The sequence below is a fragment of the Streptomyces sp. NPDC051567 genome (genome assembly GCF_044454165.1).
Taxonomy (GTDB): Bacteria; Actinomycetota; Actinomycetes; order Streptomycetales; family Streptomycetaceae; genus Streptomyces.
Genome location: NZ_JBITDK010000002.1, coordinates 72,124 through 94,735, shown reverse-complemented (window position 1 = coordinate 94,735; position 22,612 = coordinate 72,124). Strand labels below are relative to the sequence as shown.

Sequence of the window (22,612 nt, the reverse complement as noted above, 5' to 3'; positions counted from 1 at the left end):
GCGCCGCACCCGGCCGGAGGCCGACCGGTGGGGGAGTCACCCGAACGGGTTCCGGGACACACGCGAGGCCCGGTTCCCCTTGAAAGTGCCAAGGGGAACCGGGCCTGGTGTGTGCCGGGAGAGGGGCGGGGCCTAGGCCTCGAAGACCTCGTTCATCAGGAGCTGCTGCTCGGCCTGGTGGCGCTTGGCCGAGCCGACCGCCGGGGACGAGCCGTGCGGGCGGGAGACGCGCCGCAGGCGCTCCCCGGCCGGGACGTCGGCGCCGACCGCCAGGTCGAGGTGGTCGATCAGGTTGAGCGCGATGAACGGCCACGCACCCTGGTTCGCCGGCTCCTCCTGGGCCCAGATGTACTTCGCCGCGTTCGGGAACTTGGCGATCTCCGCCTGGAGCTCCGCACCCGCCAGGGGGTACAGACGCTCGATGCGGATGATCGCGGTGTCCGTGATGCCGCGCTTCTCCCGCTCGGCCTCCAGGTCGTAGTAGACCTTGCCGGCGCAGAAGACGACCTTGCGGACCGCGTTCGGGTCCACGGTCGAGTCACCGATGACCGGACGGAACGCCCCGCTGGTGAACTCCTCCGCCTTCGACGCCGCGGCCTTCAGACGCAGCATCGACTTCGGGGTGAAGACGATCAGCGGCTTGTGGTGCGGGTTGTGGACCTGCCAGCGCAGCAGGTGGAAGTAGTTCGACGGCAGGGTCGGCATCGCGACCGTCATGTTGTCCTGCGCGCACATCTGGAGGAAGCGCTCGGGACGCGCGGACGAGTGGTCCGGGCCCTGGCCCTCGTAGCCGTGCGGCAGCAGCAGCGTGACGCCGGAGGTCTGGCCCCACTTCTGCTCGGCCGAGGAGATGAACTCGTCGACGACGGTCTGCGCGCCGTTGACGAAGTCACCGAACTGGGCCTCCCAGAGGACCAGCGCGTCCGGGCGGGCCAGCGAGTAGCCGTACTCGAAGCCCATGGCCGCGTACTCGGAGAGCAGCGAGTCGTAGACGTTGTAGCGGGCCTGGTCGTCCGACAGGTAGAGCAGCGGGGTGTAGTCCTCGCCGGTCTGCCGGTCGATGAGGACCGCGTGGCGCTGGCCGAAGGTGCCGCGGCGGGAGTCCTGGCCGGAGAGCCGGACCGGGGTGCCCTCCATCAGCAGCGAGCCGAAGGCCAGGGTCTCGCCCATGCCCCAGTCGATGGTGCCCTCGTCGATCATCGCCGCGCGGCGCTGGAGCTGCGGCAGCAGACGCGGGTGGACGGTGACGCCCTCGGGGATGGTGACCTGGGACTCGGCGATCCGCTTGACGACCTCCGGGGAGACCGCGGTGTCCACCGCGACCGGGAAGTCGGCCTGGGCGACCGGCGCCGGGGCGCTGACCGCGGGCTGCGTGGCGGCCTCGCGGACCTCCGCGAAGACCTTCTCCAGCTGGCCCTGGAAGTCCTGGAGCGCCTGCTCGGCCTCCTCCAGCGTGATGTCGCCCCGGCCGATGAGGGACTCGGTGTACAGCTTGCGCACCGAGCGCTTCTTGTCGATCAGGTCGTACATCAGCGGCTGCGTGAAGGCCGGGTTGTCGGACTCGTTGTGGCCGCGGCGGCGGTAGCAGATGAGGTCGATGACCACGTCCTTGTTGAACGCCTGACGGAACTCGAAGGCGAGCCGCGCGATGCGGACCACGGCCTCCGGGTCGTCGCCGTTCACGTGGAAGATCGGCGCCTCGATCATGCGGGCCACGTCGGTCGCGTACATCGACGAACGCGAGGACTCCGGGGCGGCGGTGAAACCGACCTGGTTGTTGATCACGACGTGGACGGTGCCGCCGGTGCGGTAGCCGCGCAGCTGGGACATGTTGAGCGTCTCGGCCACGACGCCCTGGCCCGCGAAGGCCGCGTCACCGTGCAGGGCGACCGGCAGGACCGTGAAGTCCGTGCCGCCCTTGTTGATGATGTCCTGCTTGGCGCGGACCACGCCCTCCAGGACCGGGTCCACCGCCTCCAGGTGCGAGGGGTTGGCGACGAGCGAGACCTTGATCTGCTCGCCGTCCAGGCCCGTGAAGGTGCCGTTGGCGCCCAGGTGGTACTTGACGTCACCGGAGCCGTGCATGGACTTCGGGTCGAGGTTGCCCTCGAACTCGCGGAAGATCTGCGCGTACGACTTGCCGACGATGTTGGCGAGCACGTTCAGCCGGCCGCGGTGGGCCATGCCGATCGCGACCTCTTCGAGGCGGGCCTCGGCGGCCGAGTCGATGACGGCGTCGAGCAGCGGGATGACGGACTCGCCGCCCTCCAGGGAGAACCGCTTCTGCCCGACGTACTTGGTCTGCAGGAAGGTCTCGAAGGCCTCCGCCGCGTTCAGCCGGCGCAGGATGCGCAGCTGCTCCTCGCGCTCCGGCTTGGTGTGCGGACGCTCGATGCGGTCCTGGATCCAGCGGCGCTGCTTCGGGTCCTGGATGTGCATGAACTCGACGCCCGTGGTGCGGCAGTACGAGTCGCGCAGCACACCGAGGATGTCGCGGAGCTTCATCATCGACTTGCCGGAGAAGCCGCCGACCGCGAACTCGCGCTCCAGGTCCCACAGGGTGAGACCGTGCTCGGTGATGTCCAGGTCGGGGTGCTTGCGCTGCTTGTACTCCAGCGGGTCGGTGTCGGCCATGACGTGGCCGCGGACCCGGTAGGAGTGGATCAGCTCGAAGACGCGGGCGGCCTTGGTGACGTCGTCGTCGTGCGAGGCGTCGATGTCCCGGAGCCAGCGGACCGGCTCGTACGGGATGCGCAGCGCCTCGAAGACGTCGTCGTAGAAGCCGCTCTCGCCGAGCAGCAGGTTGGCGACGATGCGCAGGAACTCGCCGGAGGCCGCGCCCTGGATGACCCGGTGGTCGTAGGTCGAGGTCAGGGTCATGACCTTGGAGATGCCCAGCTTGTTCAGGGTGTCCTGGGAGGTGCCCTGGAACTCGGCCGGGTAGTCCATGGAGCCGACGCCCATGATGACCGACTGCGCGGGCATCAGCCGCGGCACGGAGTGGACGGTGCCCAGGCCGCCGGGGTTGGTCAGCGAGACGGTGACGCCGGTGAAGTCGTCCATCGTCAGCTTGTTGTTCCGGGCGCGGCGGACGATGTCCTCGTACGCCTGCCAGAACTCGAAGAAGTTGAGGGTCTCGGCCTTCTTGATGCCCGCGACGACGAGCTGGCGGTCGCCGTTCGGCTTCACCAGGTCGATCGCCAGACCGAAGTTGATGTGCTCCGGCTTGACGAGGGTCGGCTTGCCGTCCTTCTCCGCGAAGGAGTAGTTCATGGCCGGCATGGCCTTGATCGCCTGCACCATCGCGTAGCCGATGAGGTGCGTGAAGGAGATCTTCCCGCCCCGGGCGCGCTTGAGGTGGTTGTTGATGACGATGCGGTTGTCGAACAGCAGCTTCACCGGGACGGCGCGGACGGACGTGGCCGTCGGCACCTCCAGCGAGGCGTTCATGTTCTTGGCCACGGCGGCGGCCGGTCCGCGCAGCGTCACCAGCTCGGGGCCGGTGGGGGCCGCGGTGGTGGGCGAGGCCGTGGCGGCGGCGGGAACGGCGGCGGCCGGAGCCGGGGCCTGGGGAGCGGACGCGGCCGGGGCCGGGGAGGTGACAGTCACAGCAGAGGCACCAGAGGGGGTGGCAGGAGCAGGGGCAGGAGCTGGCACAGGGGTCGGCGCGGCGGCCGGGGTCGGCACTGCGGGCGCCGTCCCCGTGGCAGCGGCGTCGAGGACCCGCGGTGCCGGGGCGGCGGACACGGCGGCCTGTGCGGAGGCGCCCTCCGTCGTCGCCGGCGGGGAATTCTTCGGCTCGTCCGCCTTCACCGGGGCGGCGGAGCCCCCCGGCTTGTAGTCGGCGAAGAAGTCCCACCAGGCCCGGTCGACCGAGTTCGGGTCCTGGAGGTACTGCTGATAGATCTCGTCGACGAGCCACTCGTTGGCGCCGAAGCCTGCCGAGGCGGGGTTCTTCCCGCCCTCTGCTGCTTCGGTCGTGGTGGTCGAGTTACTGGGGGACTGTGGCGACACGGCGGCAACCGCCCTCTTCCGCTTCACAAGGTATGGACAGCGGGAATAAAGGCTACGCCTCCCGGGGCCGCAGATGCAGACCGGGCGGTACATCCGTCATGTACGTCACATCGAACGGCGGGTTTCACCGTCACGAATGGCGGGAAACAACCCGGGTTCGGGTAGGGGGCACCGTGGTTGCGGCCCCCTTGGCTTCGCACCCCTGACGGACCCCGGACGAGTGTGGCCGAGATCATGTCCTTCCCACTCGAACCCTACGTCAACACGACGCCTATGAGCTGCCCGGAAGCGTGACGAGGATGCGGCAGCCCCGCGATGATTCGGCCACCCCGATGCGGCCCCCGTGCAGCTCGACGGCCCACCGGGCGATCGCCAGCCCCAGCCCGGTACCGCCGTCGCCGCCGCGCGCGCTGCCCCGGTTGAACCGCTCGAAGACCAGGTGCCGTTCCGCCTCCGGGATGCCGGGACCCTCGTCCCGCACCTCCAGCTCCAGGCTCCCGGCCGCGTCACCCGTCCGGGCCCGGACGGTGACCCGGCCGTGCGGGGGGCTGTGCCGGACCGCGTTGTCGATCAGGTTGGCCACCACCTGGTGCAGCCGCTCCGCGTCCGCGTACGCCGTCAGACCGGCCGGGAACACGTCCAGGTGCAGGTGCACGTCGTTGCGGGTGTGCCCGCCCGAACCCGAGGTCAGCCCCGGCCGGCCCGCCGCGGCCAGCCCCGACTCCTTCAGCACGCCCGACAGGTACGGCCACACCTCGAAGGGGCGCGCCCGCAGCCCGACCACACCGTTGTCCACCCGGGACAGGTCGAGCAGGGTCTCCACCAGCCGGCCCAGGCGCTCGGTCTGCTTCAGCGCCGTCCGCATCGTCTCCGGATCGGCCGCCGAGACCCCGTCCACCACGTTCTCCAGGACCGCCCGCAGCGCGGCGATCGGGGTGCGCAGCTCGTGCGAGACGTTGGCGACCAGCTCCTTGCGGTGCCGGTCCACCGCCTCCAGGTCGTCCGCCATCAAGTTGATCGTCGCGGCCAGGTCGCCCAGCTCGTCCCGGCGCCCCGCCCCGCGCACCCGGCGGGTGAAGTCACCGTGCGAGATCGCCCGCGCCACCGTCGTCATGTCGTCCAGCGGCGCCGTCAGGCCGTGCGCCACGAACTGGGTGATCAGCATCGAGGCGATCACCGAGAAGACCGTGATGAACCGCAGCTCGGTGTCGGTGCGCACGGCCACCATGAGCAGGCCCGTCGTGATGAAGACCGAGACCACCACCAGGGTCCCCAGCTTGGTCTTGATCGAGAAGGGCGAGAAGGGCCGCAGCCCCGGACCGTGCCGGGGACAGGGCCCCGGACCCGCCCGGTTCCCGCCGCGCGGCCGGGGCCGCGGCCCGGCCCGGCCCCCGCTCACGCCTGCGCCGGGGTCTCCAGGGCGTACCCGACGCCGTGGACGGTACGGATGCGCTCCGCGCCGATCTTGCGGCGCAGCGCCTTGATGTGGCTGTCGACCGTACGGGTCCCCGAGGCGTCGGCCCAGTCCCACACCTCCGCCAGCAGCTGCTCCCGCGAGAGCACCGCCCGGGGGGTCCCGGCCAGGCACACCAGCAGGTCGAACTCGGTCGGCGTCAGGTGCACGTCCTCGGTCTGCACCCGGACCCGGCGCTGCGCGTGGTCGATCTCCAGGTCGCCCAGGCGCAGCGTGGCCCCGCGCGGGGCGTGCGCGGCGAGCGTGGCCCGCTCGACGCGGCGCAGCAGGACGTGGACGCGCGCGGCCAGCTCGCGCATCGAGAACGGCTTCGTCATGTAGTCGTCGGCGCCGACGCCCAGCCCGACCAGCATGTCCGTCTCGTCGTCGCGGGCCGTGAGCATCAGCACCGGGACCGGGCGCTGCGCCTGGACCCGGCGGCAGACCTCCAGGCCGTCGAAGCCGGGCAGCATCACGTCCAGGACCAGCAGCTCGGGCAGCCAGCTCTCGGCCGTGCCCACGGCGGCCGGTCCGTCGTACGCGGCCCGCACCTCGAAACCCTCGGCGCGCAGCCGCGCCGAGATGGCGTCGGCGATGGTGCGGTCGTCCTCGACGACGAGGACCCGCCGCTGGGCGCCGGGGGACGCCGTGGCGCCGCCGTGGGTGGTGTGTGTCTGATCCATGTGCCGGTCCCGCCCCGTGAAGATCCCGCGTGATGGGGGCAGCGTAGAGGAGCCACCGGCCTGCGGCTACGAGGGGTTCGGCCAGCGGATTCGGACACCGGGAGGCGTACGCCGGGCGTCCGCGCCCGCCCCGGAGGGGTGTCCGGCGGGCGGATTCACCAGGTGGCCCGGGGTCCGCGGCCCCCGCCCGCGCCCGCCCCCGCGGGCCCGGTCAGAAGGCGGGGAGCGCCGCCAGGACCCGCTCCAGGGCCGGTGGCACCGCCCCCGTGCCGGTGCTCACCTCGAAGCCGTCGTACACGAAGGTGTAGGTGAACCCGTCGTAGATCGTGGGGCCGCCCGGCGGCGGGGTGCCCGGCAGGTGGGCGAAGTCCGCCTCCCGGAGCGCGGTGCGCAGGGCGGTGAGCCGCTCCGGCTCCAGCCGCCCGCTCCGCTCCGGCCGGTCCTGACCGTCGCTCAGGGTCCACGAGCCGTCGCCCGTGACCCGCAGGGTCTGGGTCCGCCCGGCGAAGCCGCCGCCACGGACGACCCGGACCAGGGTCTCGGCCGTGGCGGCCGGGTCCGGCTCCGGGGTGGTGCCGGTGGTGGTGCCGGTGGTGGTGCCCGGCCCGGGGGTGGCCGCCGGGCCGGGGGCGGTGCCGGCGCGGGTCACCGTACGGCCGTCGTCGGCGCCGGGGGCCACCCCCGGGCCGGACCCGGCGCAGCCGCCCAGGACCACCGCGCCCAGCAGCGCCGTGGCCGCCACCAGGGCCGCCCGGGGGCTCCGCACGCCCGGCGCCCGCCGTCGTCGTCGTGCACCGCGTACCGCTCTCGCCGTCCGCACACTCCACCTCCGCAGGGAACCGGCCCGGAGAACCGGCCCGGACCCCCGAGTGTGGAGCGCCCCCGGCCGTACGGACAGCACCCGGAGCCCGGTGTCAGCCGCACGGCCCTGCGGCGCGCCGCCCGGGACCGCCCCGGTCAGTGCGCCTGGACCCCGGACGGGTGGACCCCCGCCGCCCGCAGCGCCGCCAGGTTCTCGTCGCTCAGCAGGGCGAACGCGTCCGTCTCGGCCTTGTCCGGCTCGCCGCCGACGAGGGGCGCGCCCCCGGTCAGCAGGGCCGCCGGGTCGATCTCCGTGCGGTAGACGACGGTGGCGTTGCCCTCCAGGACCGGCTGCCACGCGTCGCCGACCGGCTGAAGCCAGCTACGGGCGGTCCCGCCGGGGTTGCGGACCAGGACCGGCTGCTCCGGGGCGGCCAGGCCCAGGCGCGACAGGACCGCGCGGGAGGCCGCGATGCCGGAGCCGCAGGAGGGGGTCAGGCCCGCGCCGCGCTCGTAGGTGTGGACGAAGACCTCGGCATCCGCCAGGGGCAGCACGAAGGAGAGGTTGGCCCCGATCGGGAAGGCGGCGGGGCTGTCGGCGACCCGGCGCCCGGTCTCGACCAGCTCGGCCTCCTCGTAGGCGTCGACCACGCTGATCAGGTGCGAGTTGGGCACCGCGAGCGCCGAGACCCGCCGGGCGGGGTGGAAGGTGGGCAGCGGCTGGTCCACGAAGGGCCAGGCCACACCGGCCACGATCGGGTCGGCGGGGGTGAAGTCGACGGCGGGCAGCTCGACGGAGACCTGCCGCACCCCGTGCGCGGTGGTCCCGGCGTCCTGGACGGTGAAGCTGTACGGCCCGGTGTGCACGACGACGGACCCGGCCTGGTGGCGGTCGAGGAGGATCCGGCCCACGCCGCGCATCCCGTTGCCGCAGAGCAGCGCGGCCGAACCGTCGGGGTTGAAGAACCAGGCGCGGGCGGTGCCGTCGTGGCCGTCGGCGACGAAGTAGACCCCGTCCGACCCCAGACCGCTCCGCCGGTCGCACAGCCTGATGACGGCGCGGGTCAGGTCGGCGGGGGCGAAGTGATCGTCCGGAGCGCCGTCGACGACCAGGATGTCGTTGCGGGAGCCGTGGGTCTTGGCGATCGAGAGCGCAGTCATGGACATCTTTCCGTCGGACACCGGTCCTCCCGGTCAGGACCAGCTGATCGGCCCATTTTATCCGCGCACCCCCCACCCCGCGGGCCCACCCGGCCCGTGGCGGGCGGGCCCGCGGAGTGGGGGGTGATCCACGCGTTCGCCCCCGGCGAACGTGGGTCGGGGAACATTGGGCGGCGCACATGCATTGAGTCGGCATAGCTCAACTTCACTGCCGGAGGGAAGATCATGGCTTCGACGTCCGTAACGCTCACCCTGCCTGTGCTGCCGCTTGACGACGAGGTCGTGCTGCCGGGGATGGTCGTCCCGCTCGACCTGTCCCACGCGGAGGTGCGCGGGGCCGTCGAGGCGGCGCAGGCGGCGGCCGGGGGCGGGGAGCTCCCGGAGGCGGCCGGGGGAGGCAAGCCCCGGGTGCTGCTGGTGCCGAGGATCGACGGGAAGTACGCCGCCACCGGGGTGCTGGGAACCGTCGAACAGGTGGGGCGGCTCTCCGACGGCGACCCGGGCGCGCTGATCCGGGGCCGGGAGCGGGTCCGGATCGGGGCCGGGACCACCGGGCCGGGGGCGGCGCTCTGGGTCGAGGGCGTGGCCGTGGAGGAAGCGGACCCGGAGCCGCTGCCCGGCGCCGTCGCCGAGCTGGTCAAGGAGTACAAGGCGCTCGCCACGAGCTGGCTCCGCAAGCGCGGCGCCTGGCAGGTCGTGGACCGGGTCCAGCAGATCGACGGGGTGTCGGCGCTGGCCGACAACTCCGGCTACTCGCCGTTCCTGACGGTGGCGCAGAAGGTCGAGCTGCTGGAGACCGGCGATCCCGTGGCCCGGCTCCGGCTCGCCGTGAAGTGGCTCGGCGAGCACCTCGCCGAGCAGGACGTGGCCGAGTCCATCGCCAAGGACGTCCAGGACGGCGTCGACAAGCAGCAGCGCGAGTTCCTGCTGCGCAGGCAGCTGGAGGCGGTCCGCAAGGAGCTGCGCGAGCTGGGCGGCGAGCGGGAGGGCGAGGAGTCCGACGACTACCGGGCCCGGGTCGAGGCCGCGGACCTCCCCCAGAAGGTGAGGGAGGCCGCGCTCAAGGAGGTCGAGAAGCTGGAGCGGTCCAGCGACCAGAGCCCCGAGGGCTCCTGGATCAGGACCTGGCTGGACACCGTCCTGGAACTGCCCTGGAACGAGCGGACCGAGGACCGCTACGACATCCGGGGCGCCCGCGCGGTCCTGGACGCCGAGCACGCGGGCCTGGCCGATGTGAAGGACCGCATCACCGAGTACCTGGCCGTGCGCAAGCGGCGCTCCGAGCGCGGCCTGGGCGTCATCGGCGGCCGGCGCGGCGGCGCCGTGCTCGCGCTCGTCGGGCCCCCCGGGGTCGGCAAGACCTCGCTCGGCGAATCGGTGGCGCACGCCATGGGCCGCACGTTCGTCCGGGTCGCGCTGGGCGGCGTACGGGACGAGGCGGAGGTGCGCGGACACCGGCGGACCTACGTCGGCGCCCTGCCGGGACGGATCGTGCGGGCCATCAAGGAGGCCGGGTCCATGAACCCGGTCGTCCTCCTCGACGAGATCGACAAGGTGGGCTCCGACTACCGGGGCGACCCGGCCGCCGCGCTGCTGGAGGTCCTGGACCCGGCGCAGAACCACACCTTCCGGGACCACTACCTGGAGGTCGAGCTGGACCTGAGCGACGTGGTGTTCCTGGCCACCGCCAACGTCCTGGAGGCGATCCCCGAGGCCCTGGCCGACCGGATGGAGATCGTCCGCCTCGACGGGTACACCGAGGACGAGAAGGTGGTCATCGCCCGCGACCACCTGCTCCCGCGCCAGCTGGAGCGCGCCGGGCTCGCCGCCGAGGAGGTGACCCTGACCGAGGACGCGCTGCGCGCGCTGGCCGGGGAGTACACCCGCGAGGCGGGCGTGCGCACCCTGGAACGCTCCCTGGCGCGGCTGCTGCGCAAGGTGGCCTCGGAACACGAGCTGGGGCGCCGCGAGCTGCCGGTGCGGATCGGCGCCGAGGAGCTGCGGCCCCTGATCGGCCGCCCGCACCACGTCCCGGAGTCCGCGCAGGACCCGGCCGAGCGGCGCACCGCCGTGCCCGGCGTGGCCACCGGCCTCGCGGTGACCGGCGCGGGCGGCGACGTCCTCTTCGTCGAGGCGTCACTGGCCGACCCGGAGACCGGCGCGGCCGGTCTGACCCTCACCGGCCAGCTCGGCGACGTGATGAAGGAGTCCGCGCGGATCGCGCTGAGCTTCCTGCGCTCGCACGGCGCGGAACTGGAGCTGCCGGTCGCCGACCTGAAGGACCGGGGCGTGCACATCCACTTCCCGGCGGGTGCGGTCCCCAAGGACGGGCCGAGCGCGGGCATCACGATGATCACGGCCCTCGCCTCGCTGCTCTCCGGGCGCCAGGTCCGTACCGACGTGGCGATGACCGGCGAGGTCTCGCTGACCGGACGGGTCCTGCCCATCGGCGGCGTCAAGCAGAAGCTGCTCGCCGCGCACCGGGCCGGGCTGACCACCGTGATCATCCCGAAGCGGAACGAGGCCGACCTGGACGACGTCCCGGCCGAGGTGCTGGCGGGGCTGGAGGTGCACCCGGTGACGGACGTCCGGCAGGTCCTGGAGCTGGCGCTGGTCGAGCGGGAGGTGTCCTTCACCGCCGCCGCCTGACCGCCCCCTGACGGCCGCCCGACCGGTGCCGGACCGGTGCCGGACGGCCCGGGGCCCCGCCACGGCGGGGCCCCGGGCCGGGGGCGCGCCCGCTGCGAAATACTGGCGGTCCACACCACCGATGGGAGCGGTACGTGCACAGGAGCGAAGACCAGGAGTTCCTTGCCCTGGAGCGGGAGCTGTCGGTCTTCCTGCGGCGTGCCCGCTCCTCCTCCGGGGAGATGGCCCGCGCCCTCCACCCCGAGCTGGAGCCCGCCGCGTACGGGCTGCTCGTCCGGCTGGAGGCGGCGGGCCGTCAGCGGGCCACCGGGCTCGCCGCCTACTTCGGGGTGGGCAAGGCGACCATGAGCCGCCAGCTACGGGCCCTGGAGGTGCTGGGCCTGGTGGCGCGCGAGCCGGACCCGGCGGACGGCCGGGCCTTCCTGGTCGCCCTCACGGAAGAGGGCCGGGAGCGGTTCCTGCGGGTCCGCGCCGCCCGGCGCGAGCAGTACATGCGCACACTCGCGGGCTGGGACCGGGGCGAGGTGGCGGAGCTGGCCCGGCTGCTGCACCAGCTCAACGCCGGGGCCGAGTGACCCCGCGCCCCGCGCCCCGTACCCCGGCCGGGCCCTGACCGGCCCCGCACCCGCCCCGGACACCCGCCCCGCTTCGCCCGCCCCGGGCTACAGCTCCGCGTAGACCGCCGAGGCGTCGTCGTGGCGTTTGCGCCGGCCGGGCGGGCGGGCCGGGTCCGACTCCAGGGCGCGGACCCGGCCGATCAGGCCCCGCGCGCCCTCCTCGCGCAGCACGGCCAGGCACTGCGCCCAGTCGCCCGCGCCGAAGGTGTCCGTCCACCGGCTCGCCCCGTCCGTGAGCGCGGCCACCGCCCGCACCTCCTCGCGCGGGGTGCGCCCGGTCACCGCGCGGGCCGCCACCGCCGGGTCGGCCGCCGCCGTGAAGAAACCGCCCTCCGCGTTGCGCAGCGCGTCCGTCGCGGCCACCGACCGCAGGACCTCCGGCGGGACCCGCTCCAGCCGGTCGTCGCGCACCGCCACCACCTCGCCGCCCGCCGCCTGGAGCAGCAGGACGGAGTCCGACAGGACGAGGTGCTCCACGGACGTCCCGTCCCAGCGGACCATCACCACCGTCGCCTGAGGGGTGCGTACGTGAGAAAGGTCACAGGTGGTGCGGTGGGCGGCGGCGGTGGCGCCGATGGCCTCCGCCAGGACCCGGTCCAGCGGCATGTCCCGGAGCGATCCGGACAGTTCGGTCAATCGGCCGCCGAGCCGGGCCGTGAACCACGGGACGCCGTGCACGCACCCGTCCCCGCCGCGCGGCGGGGTGACCCCGTCCAGGGCGATCAGGGACCCACCGCCCGAAGTGGGCACGGAGGCCGACAACCAGTCCTCGTTGGGGCGTTCCGGGCTGCCGGGAGCCGAGGCCAGGTCGATGCGCATGCGGGCATTCTGCCCGGCGGGGCCGGTGGCCCCGCCAGGCACGGCGGAAGGTCCGTACCAACTCCCCCGACCGGCCCGGCCCGGTGGCGCCACCGGGTTGCCGGGATGTGGGCGGGCATCCTGCCAAAGGGCGCATCCATCTTTCAACCGCCCCTCCACGGAAGCGCTCTGACGGCGGGTTCCCGAGTTGGCCGTCAACTCATCCTTGATGTTCACTCGTTCAGGTGGCCGGGTGGGCGATGTGCGGCTCTCCTCCCGACACACTGCAAAGGTCTGAGGCGGTACGAGGGGGCAGGGGGCGTTTACTTGTTGACCGGCCGTTACCTCGGCCACACGAGTAGACGAGCACGAGCACACGTACAGGATTGCGAGCACCGGTGCAGAAGAAGCGGTCTCGGAAGAACGGCACCGCCGCAGACGGCCCGGCCCCCGCAGGCCGCCGCGTCCGCGTACGCCGAAGGCTGGTCGTAGGCGTCGCCGTCGCCGGCCTCACCGTCCTCGCGGCCGGTGCCCCCGCCGTCGTCTCCGCCACGGCGGAACTCGGCGACTCCCAGCGCCTGGTCACCCGCGCACAGCAGAGCAGCCAGGCCCTCACCCTCGCCCACCTCCTCGGCGACGAACGCGACGCCGTCGTCGAGTACGCCGCCAAGGGCCGCCCCGGCGCCGCCAGGGGCGCCGTCCAGGAACGCGCCGACCGCACCGACCGGCAGCTCGCCGAGGTCCAGGCCGACGCCGACGAGGAAGTCGCCCTGGCCCTCGCCCGCGTCCAGGCCGTCCGCACCGAGGCCGTCGACGGCAAGGGCACCGCCCTCGCCGCCCACCAGGCGTACGCCGGAGTCATCGCGGAACTCCTCGCCCCGGGCGACCGGCTCGCCGAACTCGTCCCGCCGCGCGCCACCGCCGCCCACGCCACCACCCGCCCGCTCACCCCGCTCGGCCAGGCCGTCGAACAGGCCTCCGCCACCCGCGGACTGCTGCTCGCCGCGCTGGCCGTCCCCCGCGGCGAACCGCAGTCCGCCACGGCCGCGGTCGACGAACTCACCGCCGCCGCCCAGCGGACCCGCGTCCGGGAACAGGCCGCCCTCGACGACTTCGCGCGGGCCGCGGGACCCGGCGTACGCCAGACCCTCGCCGCCACCGTCACCGGCCCCGAGGTCAAGGCGGCCGACGACACCCTCAAACGCCTCGCCGACCGGCCCACCCTGAACGCGGCCGACCGCAAGATCGACGGGGCCACGATCGCCCCCGCGCTCACCGCCCGGATCGACCGGATGCGCTCGGTGGAGTCCACCCTCGCCGCCGAACGGGCCACCGCGCTCGCCTCCCTGCGCGACGAGGACGTCACCGCGCTGGAGATCGCGATCGCGCTCGTCGGCGTCCTGTTCCTGCTCACCGTCGGCGTCTGCACCGCCGTCGCCCGCTCCCTGACCCGTCCGCTGTCGGTCCTGCGCCGCGGCGCCGCCCGGCTGGCGACCCCGGAGGGCTCCGTCGAACCGGTGCGCTTCACCGGCCGCAACGACGAGTTCGCCGAGGTGGTGCACCACCTGAACGCGGTACGCGACCAGACGGTCTCCCTGCACACCCGGATCGCCGGGCTCGACGCCGACCGGCGCCGCCTCATCGGCCGCAACGAGGCGCTGACGGCGAGCCGGGAGACGCTGGAGAAGGAACTCTCGGCCCTGCGGTCCGGGCTGGAGGAACACCGCCGGATCATGTCGACCACCTCCGTCTCGCTCTCCCTGCGGACCCTGGGCCTGGTCGAGCGCCAACTCGCGGTCATCGAGGAACTGGAGTCCAAGGAACAGGACCCCGACCGCCTGGCGACCCTCTTCAAGCTCGACCACCTGGCGACCGTCATGCGCCGCCACAACGAGAACCTGCTGGTCCTGGCCGGGCAGGAACACGGCCACGGACAGGGCACCCCCGTCCCGCTCGTCGACGTCATGCGCGCCGCCGTCAGCGAGATCGAGCGCTACGAACGCGTCGACCTCGCCGCACTGCCCCCCTACACCCAGGTCGCCGGCCACGCCGCCGACGACATCTCGCACGTCCTGGCCGAGCTGCTGGAGAACGCCACGACGTTCTCGCCGCCCGACGCCAAGGTCAAGGTCTCCGGCTGGGTCCTGGACTCCGGCGACGTGGCGCTCCGCGTCGTGGACGAGGGCATCGGCATCACCGAGGACCGGCTGGAGTCGCTCAACGCCCGGCTCTCCTCACCGGAGGCGTACGACGAGGAACCCGAGGCGGAACACGGCCTCGGACTCGGCCTCTACGTCGCCGGGCGGCTCGCCGCCCGCCACGGCGTCACCGCCGAACTGCGGGCCTCCCGAGGCGGGACCGAGGCCCTGGTCCTCGTCCCCGCCCCGCTGCTCCCCGTCGTCCGGCCCGAGTCCCCGGTCCACGCCCTGGCCACCCCCGGCACCGGGCTGCGGCTGCCGGGCGTGATCGCCGAGGCCAACGAGAACACGCTCCCGGCCCGGCTCCGCCGCACCCCGGACCAGGCGGCCCCCGCCACGGCCCCGCCCGCACCGCCGGCCCACCCCGAGCAGCAGCTCCCGTACGCGGAACCGGAACCCCTGTACGCGGAGCCCCGGCCCTACCCGGGACCGGACCAGCCCGCCGCGGAGCCCGGGACGCAGCCGCGCGCCGACTCCCCGTACCACCCGGACCAGCCCGTCTACCCGTACGGGGAACCGCGGCCCGCCCCGGCGGCGCAGCCCCCGGCCGAGCCCGCCCCCGGGCAGCAGCTGCTCGACCGGATCGCCCCCGGCACGGAACCGGAGGAGCCCGCGCCGGCCGGCGTCGCCGCGTACCCGCCGGCCGGCGTCCCCGCCGCGCCCGGCGTCCGGCCGCCCGCCCCCGAGCCGGACCCGCACCACCGCACCACCGCCGAGGAGAGCTGGCTGCCCCGCCAGGGCGGCCACCCCGAGGAAGCCGTCACCGACAAGGGGCTGCCCAAACGGACCCCCCGCGTCGTCGCCGCCGGACGCGCCGACGACGCCGCCGCCCCGCCCGCACCCCCGCGCCGGGTCGACCCCGAGGAACTGCGGCGACGGCTGGGAGGCTTCTACCAGGGAGCCCAGGACGGACGCCGGGTCGTCGCCGCCGAGCTGAGCCAGGACCGGCCGCAGGACCACGGGCAGGAACAGCACGGGCAGACCGACCAGGGGGACACCGCACAGGAGGCACGCACATGACCGCGCCCAGTACGTACGGACTGAGCACCCAGGCCCGCAACCTGCGATGGCTGCTGACCGACCTGGTCCAGGAGGTGCCCGGCGTCAACTCCGTCGCCGTCGTCTCCTCGGACGGGCTGCTGCTGCTCTCCTCCGAAACCGGAGCGGGCACGGCGGCCGACACCCCGCAGGAGCCCGTCAAGGGCCCCCGCGGCGCCTCCGCCGACCTCGCCACCATCGTCTCCGGCCTCGGCTCCCTCACCACCGGCGCCGCCGCCCTCATGGACGGCGGCGGGGTCAAACAGACCATGGTGGCGATGGAGCACGGCTCCGTCTTCATCATGGCCATCAGCGACGGCTCGCTCCTCGGGGTGCACGCCACCCCCGACTGCGACATGAGCGTCATCGCCTACCACATGGCCCTGTTCGTCGGCCGCGCCGGCCACGTCCTGACCCCCGAAGTCCGCAGCGAGCTGCGCCAGTCGATGGAGAAAACCCCGTGAGGAGTCCGGCCTCCGACCGACTGCCGATACGCGGCGCCGACCGCCGCCCCGCCCGCGTCCGCCCCTACTCCCTCACGGGCGGCCGGACCCGCTTCACCCACGTCCTGCTCGTGGAGACCTTCGTCGCCGCCCTGGACGGCCCCCGGAGCGACCCGCAGAAGCCCGACCGCATGCCCGAGATGCCCGCGATCGTCGAGGTCTGCCGCCGCATGCGGACGATCGCCGAGATCGCCGCGCTGCTGAAACTGCCGCTCGGCGTGGTCCGCGTCCTGGTCAGCGACCTCGCCGACCAGGGACGGGTCCGCGTCTACGGGACGGGGCACGGAACCGGCCGCCCCGAACGCGCGCTGCTCGAAAGGGTGCTCAGTGGTCTTCGCCGTATCTGACAGACCTGGGGCGACGGACGGCGATCCCGGCCGGCCCTGGCAGTACGACCGCTCCCGCGCGCCCGTCGCCGTCAAGGTGCTGGTCGCGGGCGGCTTCGGCGTCGGCAAGACCACCTTCGTCTCCTCCGTCTCCGAGATCACCCCGCTGCGCACCGAGGCGGTGATGACCGAGGCCGGCGTCCGGACCGACGACCTCTCCGCCACCCCGGAGAAAAACACCACCACCGTCGCCATGGACTTCGGCCGCGTCACCCTCGACGACGACCTCGTCCTCTACGTGTACGGGACCCCCGGCCAGGAACGGTTCTGGTTCATGTGGGACGACCTGGCGCGCGGGGCCATAGGCGGCATCGTGCTGGCCGACACCCGGCGGCTGCGCGACTGCTTCCCGGCCCTCGACTACTTCGAGAGCTGCGGACTGCCGTACACCGTCGCCGTCAACCACTTCGAGGGCACCCCCTCGTACGAGCCCGAGGACGTGCGCGAGGCGCTCACCATCCCGCCCCGCGTCCCCGTCGTGATCATGGACGCGCGCAGCAGGACCACGGTCGTCGAGTCCCTGCTCACCCTGGTGGGCCACGTCCTCGACACCACCCCCGAGTGACCCCGCCGGTCTCCCGCGAGCCCTGACCGGCCCGGCATCCCTGACCGACCCGACCCGACCGACCTGACCGACCCGAACAGAGAACGTGAGATGCGCAAGATACTCGTCGTGGGGGCCGGCCAGTCCGGTCTTCAGCTCGCCCTCGGACTCCAGGCGAAGGGGTACGAGGTCACCCTCATGTCCAACCGGACGCCGGACGAGATCCGCACCGGCCGGGTCATGTCCACGCAGTGCATGTTCGACACCGCCCTGCGCCACGAACGGGAGCTGAGGCTGAACTTCTGGGAGCACCAGGCCCCGAAGATCCAGGGCCTGGGCGTCTCGGTCGCGGGCCCGGACGGCTCCCGGCCCGTCAACTGGCTCGGCAGGCTCAGGGGCTTCGCCCAGTCCGTCGACCAGCGCGTGAAGATGGCCGGCTGGCTGGACACCTTCGACCAGCGCGGCGGCCAGCTGATCGTCCACGGAGCTTCCGTCTCCGACCTGGACTTCTTCTCCCGCACCTACGACCTGGTGCTGGTGGCGGCCGGCAAGGGCGAGCTGGTGGCGATGTTCGGCCGGGAGGCGGAGCTCTCCCCGTACGCGACCCCGCAGCGCGCCCTCGCCGTCAGCTACGTGCACGGGCTCGCGCCGCGCCCCGAGCACCCGGAGACGGAAGCGGTCCGCTGCAACCTGGTCCCCGGGGTCGGCGAACTCTTCATCATGCCCACGCTGACCCTCTCCGGCCGCGCGGACATCCTCTTCTGGGAGGGGCTCCCGGGCGGCCCGGCGGACGTCTTCACCGGCGTCAAGGACCCGGCCGAGCACCTGGAACTCACGCTGGGGCTGATGAAGACGTTCACGCCCTGGGAGTACGCGCGCGCCGAGGGCGCCGAGCTGACGGACGCGGGCGCCACCCTGGCCGGACGGTACGCGCCGGTGGTCCGCAACCCGGTCGGCCGGCTGCCCGGCGGGGGACTGGTCCTCGGCGTCGCGGACGTGGTCGTCGCCAACGACCCGGTCACGGGCCAGGGCTCCAACTCCGCCGCCAAGTGCGCCGCCTCCTACCTCGCCTCGATCATGGAGCGCGGCGACGAGCCGTTCGACGAGGCGTGGATGCGGGCCGCCTTCGACCGGTTCTGGTCCGCCACCGGCAAGCCGGTGACCCGCTGGACCAACACCATGCTGGGCGCCCCGCCCGCCCACGTACGGGAACTGCTCGGCGCGGCCGGACAGCTCCAGCCGGTGGCGGACCGCTTCGCCAACGGCTTCGACGACCCCGCCGACTTCGAGGGCTACTTCTACGACCCGAAGGACGCGGCGGAGTACCTGGCGGCGGTCACCGCCTGAGCGGTCTCCGTGGGGTCCTCCGCGTCCTCCTCCCCGGCGGGGGCGGCCTGCGCCGAGTAGCCCGTGTCGTCCCCCGCCGTGGCCTCCCCGGGCAGCGGCGGCGGGGTGAAACCGGCGAGCGGGGCGCCGTCGGGGTCCGGCCGCACCGCTCCGAGGAGCGGGTTCGCGGCGATCGGCGAGACCTTGACCCGGGCCCCCGGCCGGGGCGCCTGGATCACCTTGCCGTCCCCCACGTAGAGGGCCACGTGCGTGGCCTGCGGGAAGTAGACCACCAGGTCCCCGGGGCGCAACTCGTCCAGCGCCACCTTCGGCAGCCGGGCCCACTGCTCCTGGCTGGTCCGCGGGATGGACCGCCCGGCGTGCGCCCACGCCTGCGAGGTCAGCCCGGAGCAGTCGAAGGCCCCCGGCCCCTCGGCGCCCCAGACGTACGGCTTCCCGAGCTGGGCCGTGGCGTACGTCAGGGCCGCGCCGCCCGCGGCCGTGGGCGTACGGACGGCGGCGGCGCCGGGGCTGCCCAGCCGGCCCGAGTCCACCAGCTCCCGCTGCGCGGCGGCGCTCTCCCCGGCCTCACGGGCGCCGAGCCGGGTGAGCTGCTCGGCGCTCAGCGAGGAGAGCGTCCGCTCCACCTCCCGGAGCTGGACCGCCACCTCCTCCTTGCGCCGGTTCACCTCCCGGGCCAGTGCCTGCCCGGTGTCCAGGGCCGTGCGGGCGGCGGTGGCGAGCCGCCCGGCCTGCTGCTCGCCCCGGGCCAGCCGGGCCAGCACCCCGGCCCGCCGGGCGCCCTCGCGGGCGGCGAGCCGACGCTGCTCCTGGGCGGCCCCGGCGTCCCCGGTCAGCAGCATCCGGGCGTACGGGGAGAACCCCCGGGCGCCCTGGTACTGCTCCCGGGCCATCCGCCCGACGGCGGTCCGCTCGGAGCCGAGGGCGGTGCGGGCCCGCCCGAGCTCGGCCCGCAGCCGCGTCTCCTCGGCCCGCCGGGCCCTGAGCGCGACATCGGCCGCGTTGTACGACTCGGTCGCCTCCTCGGCCTTCCGGTAGAGCCCCTGCAACCGGGCCAGCAGGGTCCCGACGTTCTCCCCGGCGGCGGGCGCCGGCAGGGGGGCCGCCGGAACCGCCGGAACCGCCGGAACCGCCGGTGCCGCGGGTGCCGCGGGTGCGCCGGGTGTTCCGGGCAGGGGCTGGGCGCGCGCGCCGGGGAGCGGCCCGGCCGTGACGAGCGCGGGAACGAGCACCGCCGCGGTACAGGCGGCGCGAAGCAGCCGACGTGACATGCGATCAGCTCCGGACATGCGATCACCTCCGAGACGGCCGATGCTGCCACGCCCGGTATGACAAATCGCCCACCCGGGCCGCCCGGTCCCCCCACCCCCACCCGTCCGGCCCCCTCTCCCCTCCCTCGCCCGCCCCTCGCCCGCAGGTCCGTTCGAGCAGGCCCGCAGGACTCCCGTCGTTCCCGACGACTCTTCAGCGACCCACGACATAAACGGACATAGCAGCCGACCGCTTGCTACGTTTCCCGTATGACCGCTCTGACGGCGAAGGTGGCGGAGCCCGCGCCCCCACCCCCCGACGGCCGCGTCCCCCACCGCCGGGGCGTCGAACTGGCCCTGCTCACCGGGGCCGTCCTGATCTCGGTCCTCGGCCACCTCTACGCCGCCCTCGCGACCGCCGGTCACCTCCCCGGCGACGCCACCCGCTACGCGGGCGGTCTCGCCGCCGCCGCGCTCCTCGCACACCTCGCCGTCCGGCTCAGGGCCCCGTACGCCGATCCGCTCCTGCTCCCCATCGCCGTCCTGCTCAACGGGCTCGGCCTCGTCCTCGTCCAGCGGCTCGACCTGACCACCCCCGGCCGTCCCACCGCCGGGGACCAGCTCCGCTGGTCCGCCCTCGGGGTCGTGCTCTTCATCCTCGTCCTCGCGCTGCTGCGCGACCACCGGGTGCTCCAGCGCTACGCGTACCTGTGCGTCACCACCGCCCTCGCGCTGATGCTCGTCCCGGTCTTCTTCCCGGCGGTCAACGGCGCGCACATCTGGATCAGGTTCGCCGGACTCTCCTTCCAGCCGGGGGAGTTCGCCAAGATCCTGCTCGCCGTCTTCTTCGCCGCCTACCTCGCCGCGAACCGCACCGCCCTCGCCCTCACCGGCCGCACGCTCTTCTGGAAGCTGCGCCTGCTGCCCGGCCGGGTCCTCGGGCCGATCCTCACGATCTGGCTGCTCAGCGTCGGTGTGCTCGTCCTCGAACGGGACCTCGGCACCTCGCTCCTCTTCTTCGGCCTCTTCGTCATCATGCTCTTCACCGCCACCGGCCGGATCGGCTGGATCGCGATCGGCCTGGTCCTGGCCGGGGTGGGCGCGTACGCCGTGGGCACCTTCGAACCGCACGTGAACAGCCGCGTCGACGACTGGATGAATCCTTTCGCCTCCATCGAACGCGGCGAGGGCCCCGGCCAGCTCGCCCAGTCCCTCTTCTCCTTCGGCGCCGGCGGCCTCCTCGGCGCCGGGCTCGGCCACGGCCAGTCCTTCCTCATCGGCTTCGCCGCCAAGTCCGACTTCATCCTCGCCACCGCGGGCGAGGAGCTCGGCCTCGTCGGCCTCACCGCGATCCTGCTCCTGTACGGGCTCCTCGTCGCCCGCGGTTTCCACACCGCGCTCGCGCTGCGCGACCCCTTCGGGCGGCTGCTCGCCACCGGGCTCGCCTCGATCGTCGCGCTCCAGGTCTTCGTCATCACCGGCGGGGTCACCGGGCTGATCCCGCTCACCGGGATGGCTATGCCCTTCCTCGCCCAGGGCGGTTCCTCCGTCGTCACCAACTGGATCATCGTCGCCCTGCTGGTCCGGCTCAGCGACCACGCCCGCCGCCCAGGGCCCCCGGAGGCCGCCGAGTGATCCGCCACATCCGCTGGTGCGCGTACTTCTGCGCGCTGCTCCTCGCCGCCCTGCTGGTCAACCTGGCCCGGGTGCAGGTCTGGGAGTCCGCGGCCTACGGCGCCGACCCGGCCAACAAGCGCCCCGCCATCGAGCGGTACGCGCAGCCGCGCGGCGACATCCTGGTCGACGGCCGCCCCGTCACCGGCTCCCGCGACAGCGGCGAACCGCTGCGCTACGAGCGGACCTACCGGGACGGCCCGCTCTACGCACCCGTCACCGGCTTCTCCTCGCAGACGTACGGGACCAGCTTCGTCGAGCGCGCCGAGGACGCCGTCCTGGCGGGGACGGACCCGGGGCTGACGGCCTTCCCGCTCTGGTACGACCTCGCCCGCGGCCGGCCGGACGGCGGGAACGCCGTCACCACCGTCCGCGCCGCCCTCCAGCGGGCCGCGTACGCCGGGCTCGCGGGCAAACGCGGCGCGGTGGCCGCCGTCGAACCCGCCACCGGGAAGATCCTCGCCCTGGTCAGCAGCCCCTCCTACGACCCGGCGGCGCTCTCGGGCACGGGCGCGGGCGTCAAGGCCGCCTGGACGCGGCTGAACGCCGACCCCGCCCGGCCGATGCTCAACCGGGCGCTGCGCGAGACGTACCCGCCCGGCTCCACCTTCAAGATCGTGACGGCGGCGGCGGCCCTGGACGCGGGCACCGTCACCGACGTGGACGCGCCGACCCGCACCCCCGACCCGTACCCGCTGCCCGGCACCAGCACCCTGCTGCCCAACGCGGCCACGGGCTGCGAGGACGCCTCGATGGCGGAGGCGGTGCAGTGGTCGTGCAACACGGTGATGGCGAAGATCGGCGTACAGGTCGGGCTCCGCGCGATGGTGGAGGCGGCCCGCCGGTTCGGCTTCGACGACGAGGGGCTGCGCGTGCCCTCCTGGGTCTCGCGGTCGAACTTCGACACCGACATGAGCCAGGACCAGCTGGCCCTCTCCGCGATCGGCCAGTTCAACACCACGGCCACGCCGTTGCAGATGGCGATGGTGGCGGCGGCGGTCGCCAACGGCGGCGACCTCAAGTCCCCCTACCTGGTCGACCGCACGACCCAGGGCGACGGCGACCAGGTCCGCCGCGCCACCCCGCACCGGCTGGGCCGCGCCATGAGCCCGTCCACCGCGCTGCGGCTCCAGGAACTGATGGTGAAGGTGGTGGAGGACGGGACGGGACAGAACGCGGCGATCCCCGGCGCGGTGGTCGGCGGCAAGACGGGCACCGCCCAGCACGGCGTGGGCAACGCGGGCACCCCGTACGCCTGGTTCATCGCCTGGGCCAGGGCGCGGGGCGCGCCGGAGCCCACGGTCGCGGTCGCGGTGGTGGTCGAGGACGCCTCGGCGGTCCGGGGCGACATCAGCGGCAACGGCGCGGCGGCGCCGATCGCCCGCGCGGTGATGGAGGCGGCCCTGCCCACCACCCCACCCGCCGCCGCCCCGGGCGGCCCCCTGAAACCCCTGAAACCACGGGCAACCCCGGGAACCCGGCCGGCCCCGTAGGGA

At 73.9% G+C, this 22,612-nt stretch carries 16 protein-coding genes; 9 read left to right on the top strand and 7 right to left on the bottom strand.

The window, feature by feature from the left end; translation table 11 throughout:
- Window positions 1–132: 132 nt before the first annotated feature.
- The 5 genes from ACIA5F_RS02560 to dapF all read right to left on the bottom strand — a co-directional run bounded on the left by ACIA5F_RS02560 (window position 133) and on the right by dapF (window position 8,112).
- Window positions 133–4,014, bottom strand: coding sequence for a multifunctional oxoglutarate decarboxylase/oxoglutarate dehydrogenase thiamine pyrophosphate-binding subunit/dihydrolipoyllysine-residue succinyltransferase subunit (locus ACIA5F_RS02560; RefSeq protein WP_399348298.1), 3,882 nt, complete (start codon window positions 4,012–4,014; stop codon window positions 133–135).
- Between the two features lie 271 nt (window positions 4,015–4,285).
- A complete protein-coding gene (locus ACIA5F_RS02555) occupies window positions 4,286–5,326 on the bottom strand; it encodes an ATP-binding protein (RefSeq protein ID WP_399348878.1) in 1,041 nt (346 codons plus the stop codon).
- Window positions 5,327–5,409: 83 nt separating this feature from the next.
- Complete coding sequence (locus ACIA5F_RS02550; RefSeq protein WP_399348296.1) at window positions 5,410–6,150, bottom strand: response regulator transcription factor; 741 nt, start codon at window positions 6,148–6,150, stop codon at window positions 5,410–5,412.
- Between the two features lie 211 nt (window positions 6,151–6,361).
- Window positions 6,362–6,916 (bottom strand): hypothetical protein, encoded by a 555-nt coding sequence (locus ACIA5F_RS02545; protein ID WP_399348294.1) that lies wholly within the window; start codon window positions 6,914–6,916, stop codon window positions 6,362–6,364.
- Between the two features lie 191 nt (window positions 6,917–7,107).
- Window positions 7,108–8,112 carry a diaminopimelate epimerase gene (gene dapF / locus ACIA5F_RS02540; protein ID WP_399348292.1) on the bottom strand — a complete coding sequence of 335 codons (1,005 nt, stop codon included), beginning with the start codon at window positions 8,110–8,112 and terminating at the stop codon, window positions 7,108–7,110.
- A gap of 225 nt (window positions 8,113–8,337) precedes the next feature.
- On the opposite strand from dapF, the gene lon reads away from it, so the two are divergent.
- Window positions 8,338–10,761 (top strand): endopeptidase La, encoded by a 2,424-nt coding sequence (gene lon / locus ACIA5F_RS02535; RefSeq protein ID WP_399348290.1) that lies wholly within the window; start codon window positions 8,338–8,340, stop codon window positions 10,759–10,761.
- 134 nt (window positions 10,762–10,895) lie between these two features.
- Entirely contained in the window at window positions 10,896–11,336 is a 441-nt protein-coding gene (locus tag ACIA5F_RS02530; protein ID WP_399348288.1) for a MarR family winged helix-turn-helix transcriptional regulator, read from the top strand.
- Window positions 11,337–11,423: 87 nt separating this feature from the next.
- Here ACIA5F_RS02530 and ACIA5F_RS02525 read toward each other — a convergent pair whose 3' ends face one another.
- Window positions 11,424–12,197, bottom strand: a complete 774-nt coding sequence (locus tag ACIA5F_RS02525; protein ID WP_399348286.1) for a hypothetical protein — start codon at window positions 12,195–12,197, stop codon at window positions 11,424–11,426.
- 377 nt (window positions 12,198–12,574) lie between these two features.
- Here ACIA5F_RS02525 and ACIA5F_RS02520 point away from each other — a divergent pair, with 377 nt between their 5' ends.
- The 5 genes from ACIA5F_RS02520 to ACIA5F_RS02500 all read left to right on the top strand — a co-directional run bounded on the left by ACIA5F_RS02520 (window position 12,575) and on the right by ACIA5F_RS02500 (window position 18,192).
- Window positions 12,575–15,394, top strand: coding sequence for a nitrate- and nitrite sensing domain-containing protein (locus ACIA5F_RS02520; RefSeq protein WP_399348284.1), 2,820 nt, complete (start codon window positions 12,575–12,577; stop codon window positions 15,392–15,394).
- Window positions 15,391–15,876, top strand: coding sequence for a roadblock/LC7 domain-containing protein (locus ACIA5F_RS02515; protein WP_399348282.1), 486 nt, complete (start codon window positions 15,391–15,393; stop codon window positions 15,874–15,876). The genes ACIA5F_RS02520 and ACIA5F_RS02515 overlap by 4 nt, the downstream gene beginning before the upstream one ends.
- A complete protein-coding gene (locus ACIA5F_RS02510) occupies window positions 15,873–16,262 on the top strand; it encodes a DUF742 domain-containing protein (protein WP_399348280.1) in 390 nt (129 codons plus the stop codon). Before ACIA5F_RS02515 ends, ACIA5F_RS02510 begins: the two co-directional genes overlap by 4 nt.
- Entirely contained in the window at window positions 16,243–16,866 is a 624-nt protein-coding gene (locus tag ACIA5F_RS02505; RefSeq protein WP_399348278.1) for a GTP-binding protein, read from the top strand. The genes ACIA5F_RS02510 and ACIA5F_RS02505 overlap by 20 nt, the downstream gene beginning before the upstream one ends.
- 90 nt (window positions 16,867–16,956) lie before the next feature.
- Entirely contained in the window at window positions 16,957–18,192 is a 1,236-nt protein-coding gene (locus ACIA5F_RS02500) for a styrene monooxygenase/indole monooxygenase family protein (RefSeq protein ID WP_399348276.1), read from the top strand.
- Here the strand turns inward: ACIA5F_RS02500 and ACIA5F_RS02495 are convergent.
- Window positions 18,144–19,463, bottom strand: a complete 1,320-nt coding sequence (locus tag ACIA5F_RS02495; protein ID WP_399348274.1) for an NlpC/P60 family protein — start codon at window positions 19,461–19,463, stop codon at window positions 18,144–18,146. The two genes, ACIA5F_RS02500 and ACIA5F_RS02495, sit on opposite strands and share 49 nt — an antisense overlap.
- A 249-nt stretch (window positions 19,464–19,712) precedes the next feature.
- On the opposite strand from ACIA5F_RS02495, the gene ACIA5F_RS02490 reads away from it, so the two are divergent.
- On the top strand, window positions 19,713–21,077 hold the full coding sequence (locus tag ACIA5F_RS02490; RefSeq protein WP_399348272.1) for an FtsW/RodA/SpoVE family cell cycle protein: 1,365 nt from the start codon (window positions 19,713–19,715) through the stop codon (window positions 21,075–21,077).
- Window positions 21,074–22,609, top strand: a complete 1,536-nt coding sequence (locus ACIA5F_RS02485; RefSeq protein WP_399348270.1) for a penicillin-binding transpeptidase domain-containing protein — start codon at window positions 21,074–21,076, stop codon at window positions 22,607–22,609. Before ACIA5F_RS02490 ends, ACIA5F_RS02485 begins: the two co-directional genes overlap by 4 nt.
- Window positions 22,610–22,612 lie beyond the last annotated feature (3 nt).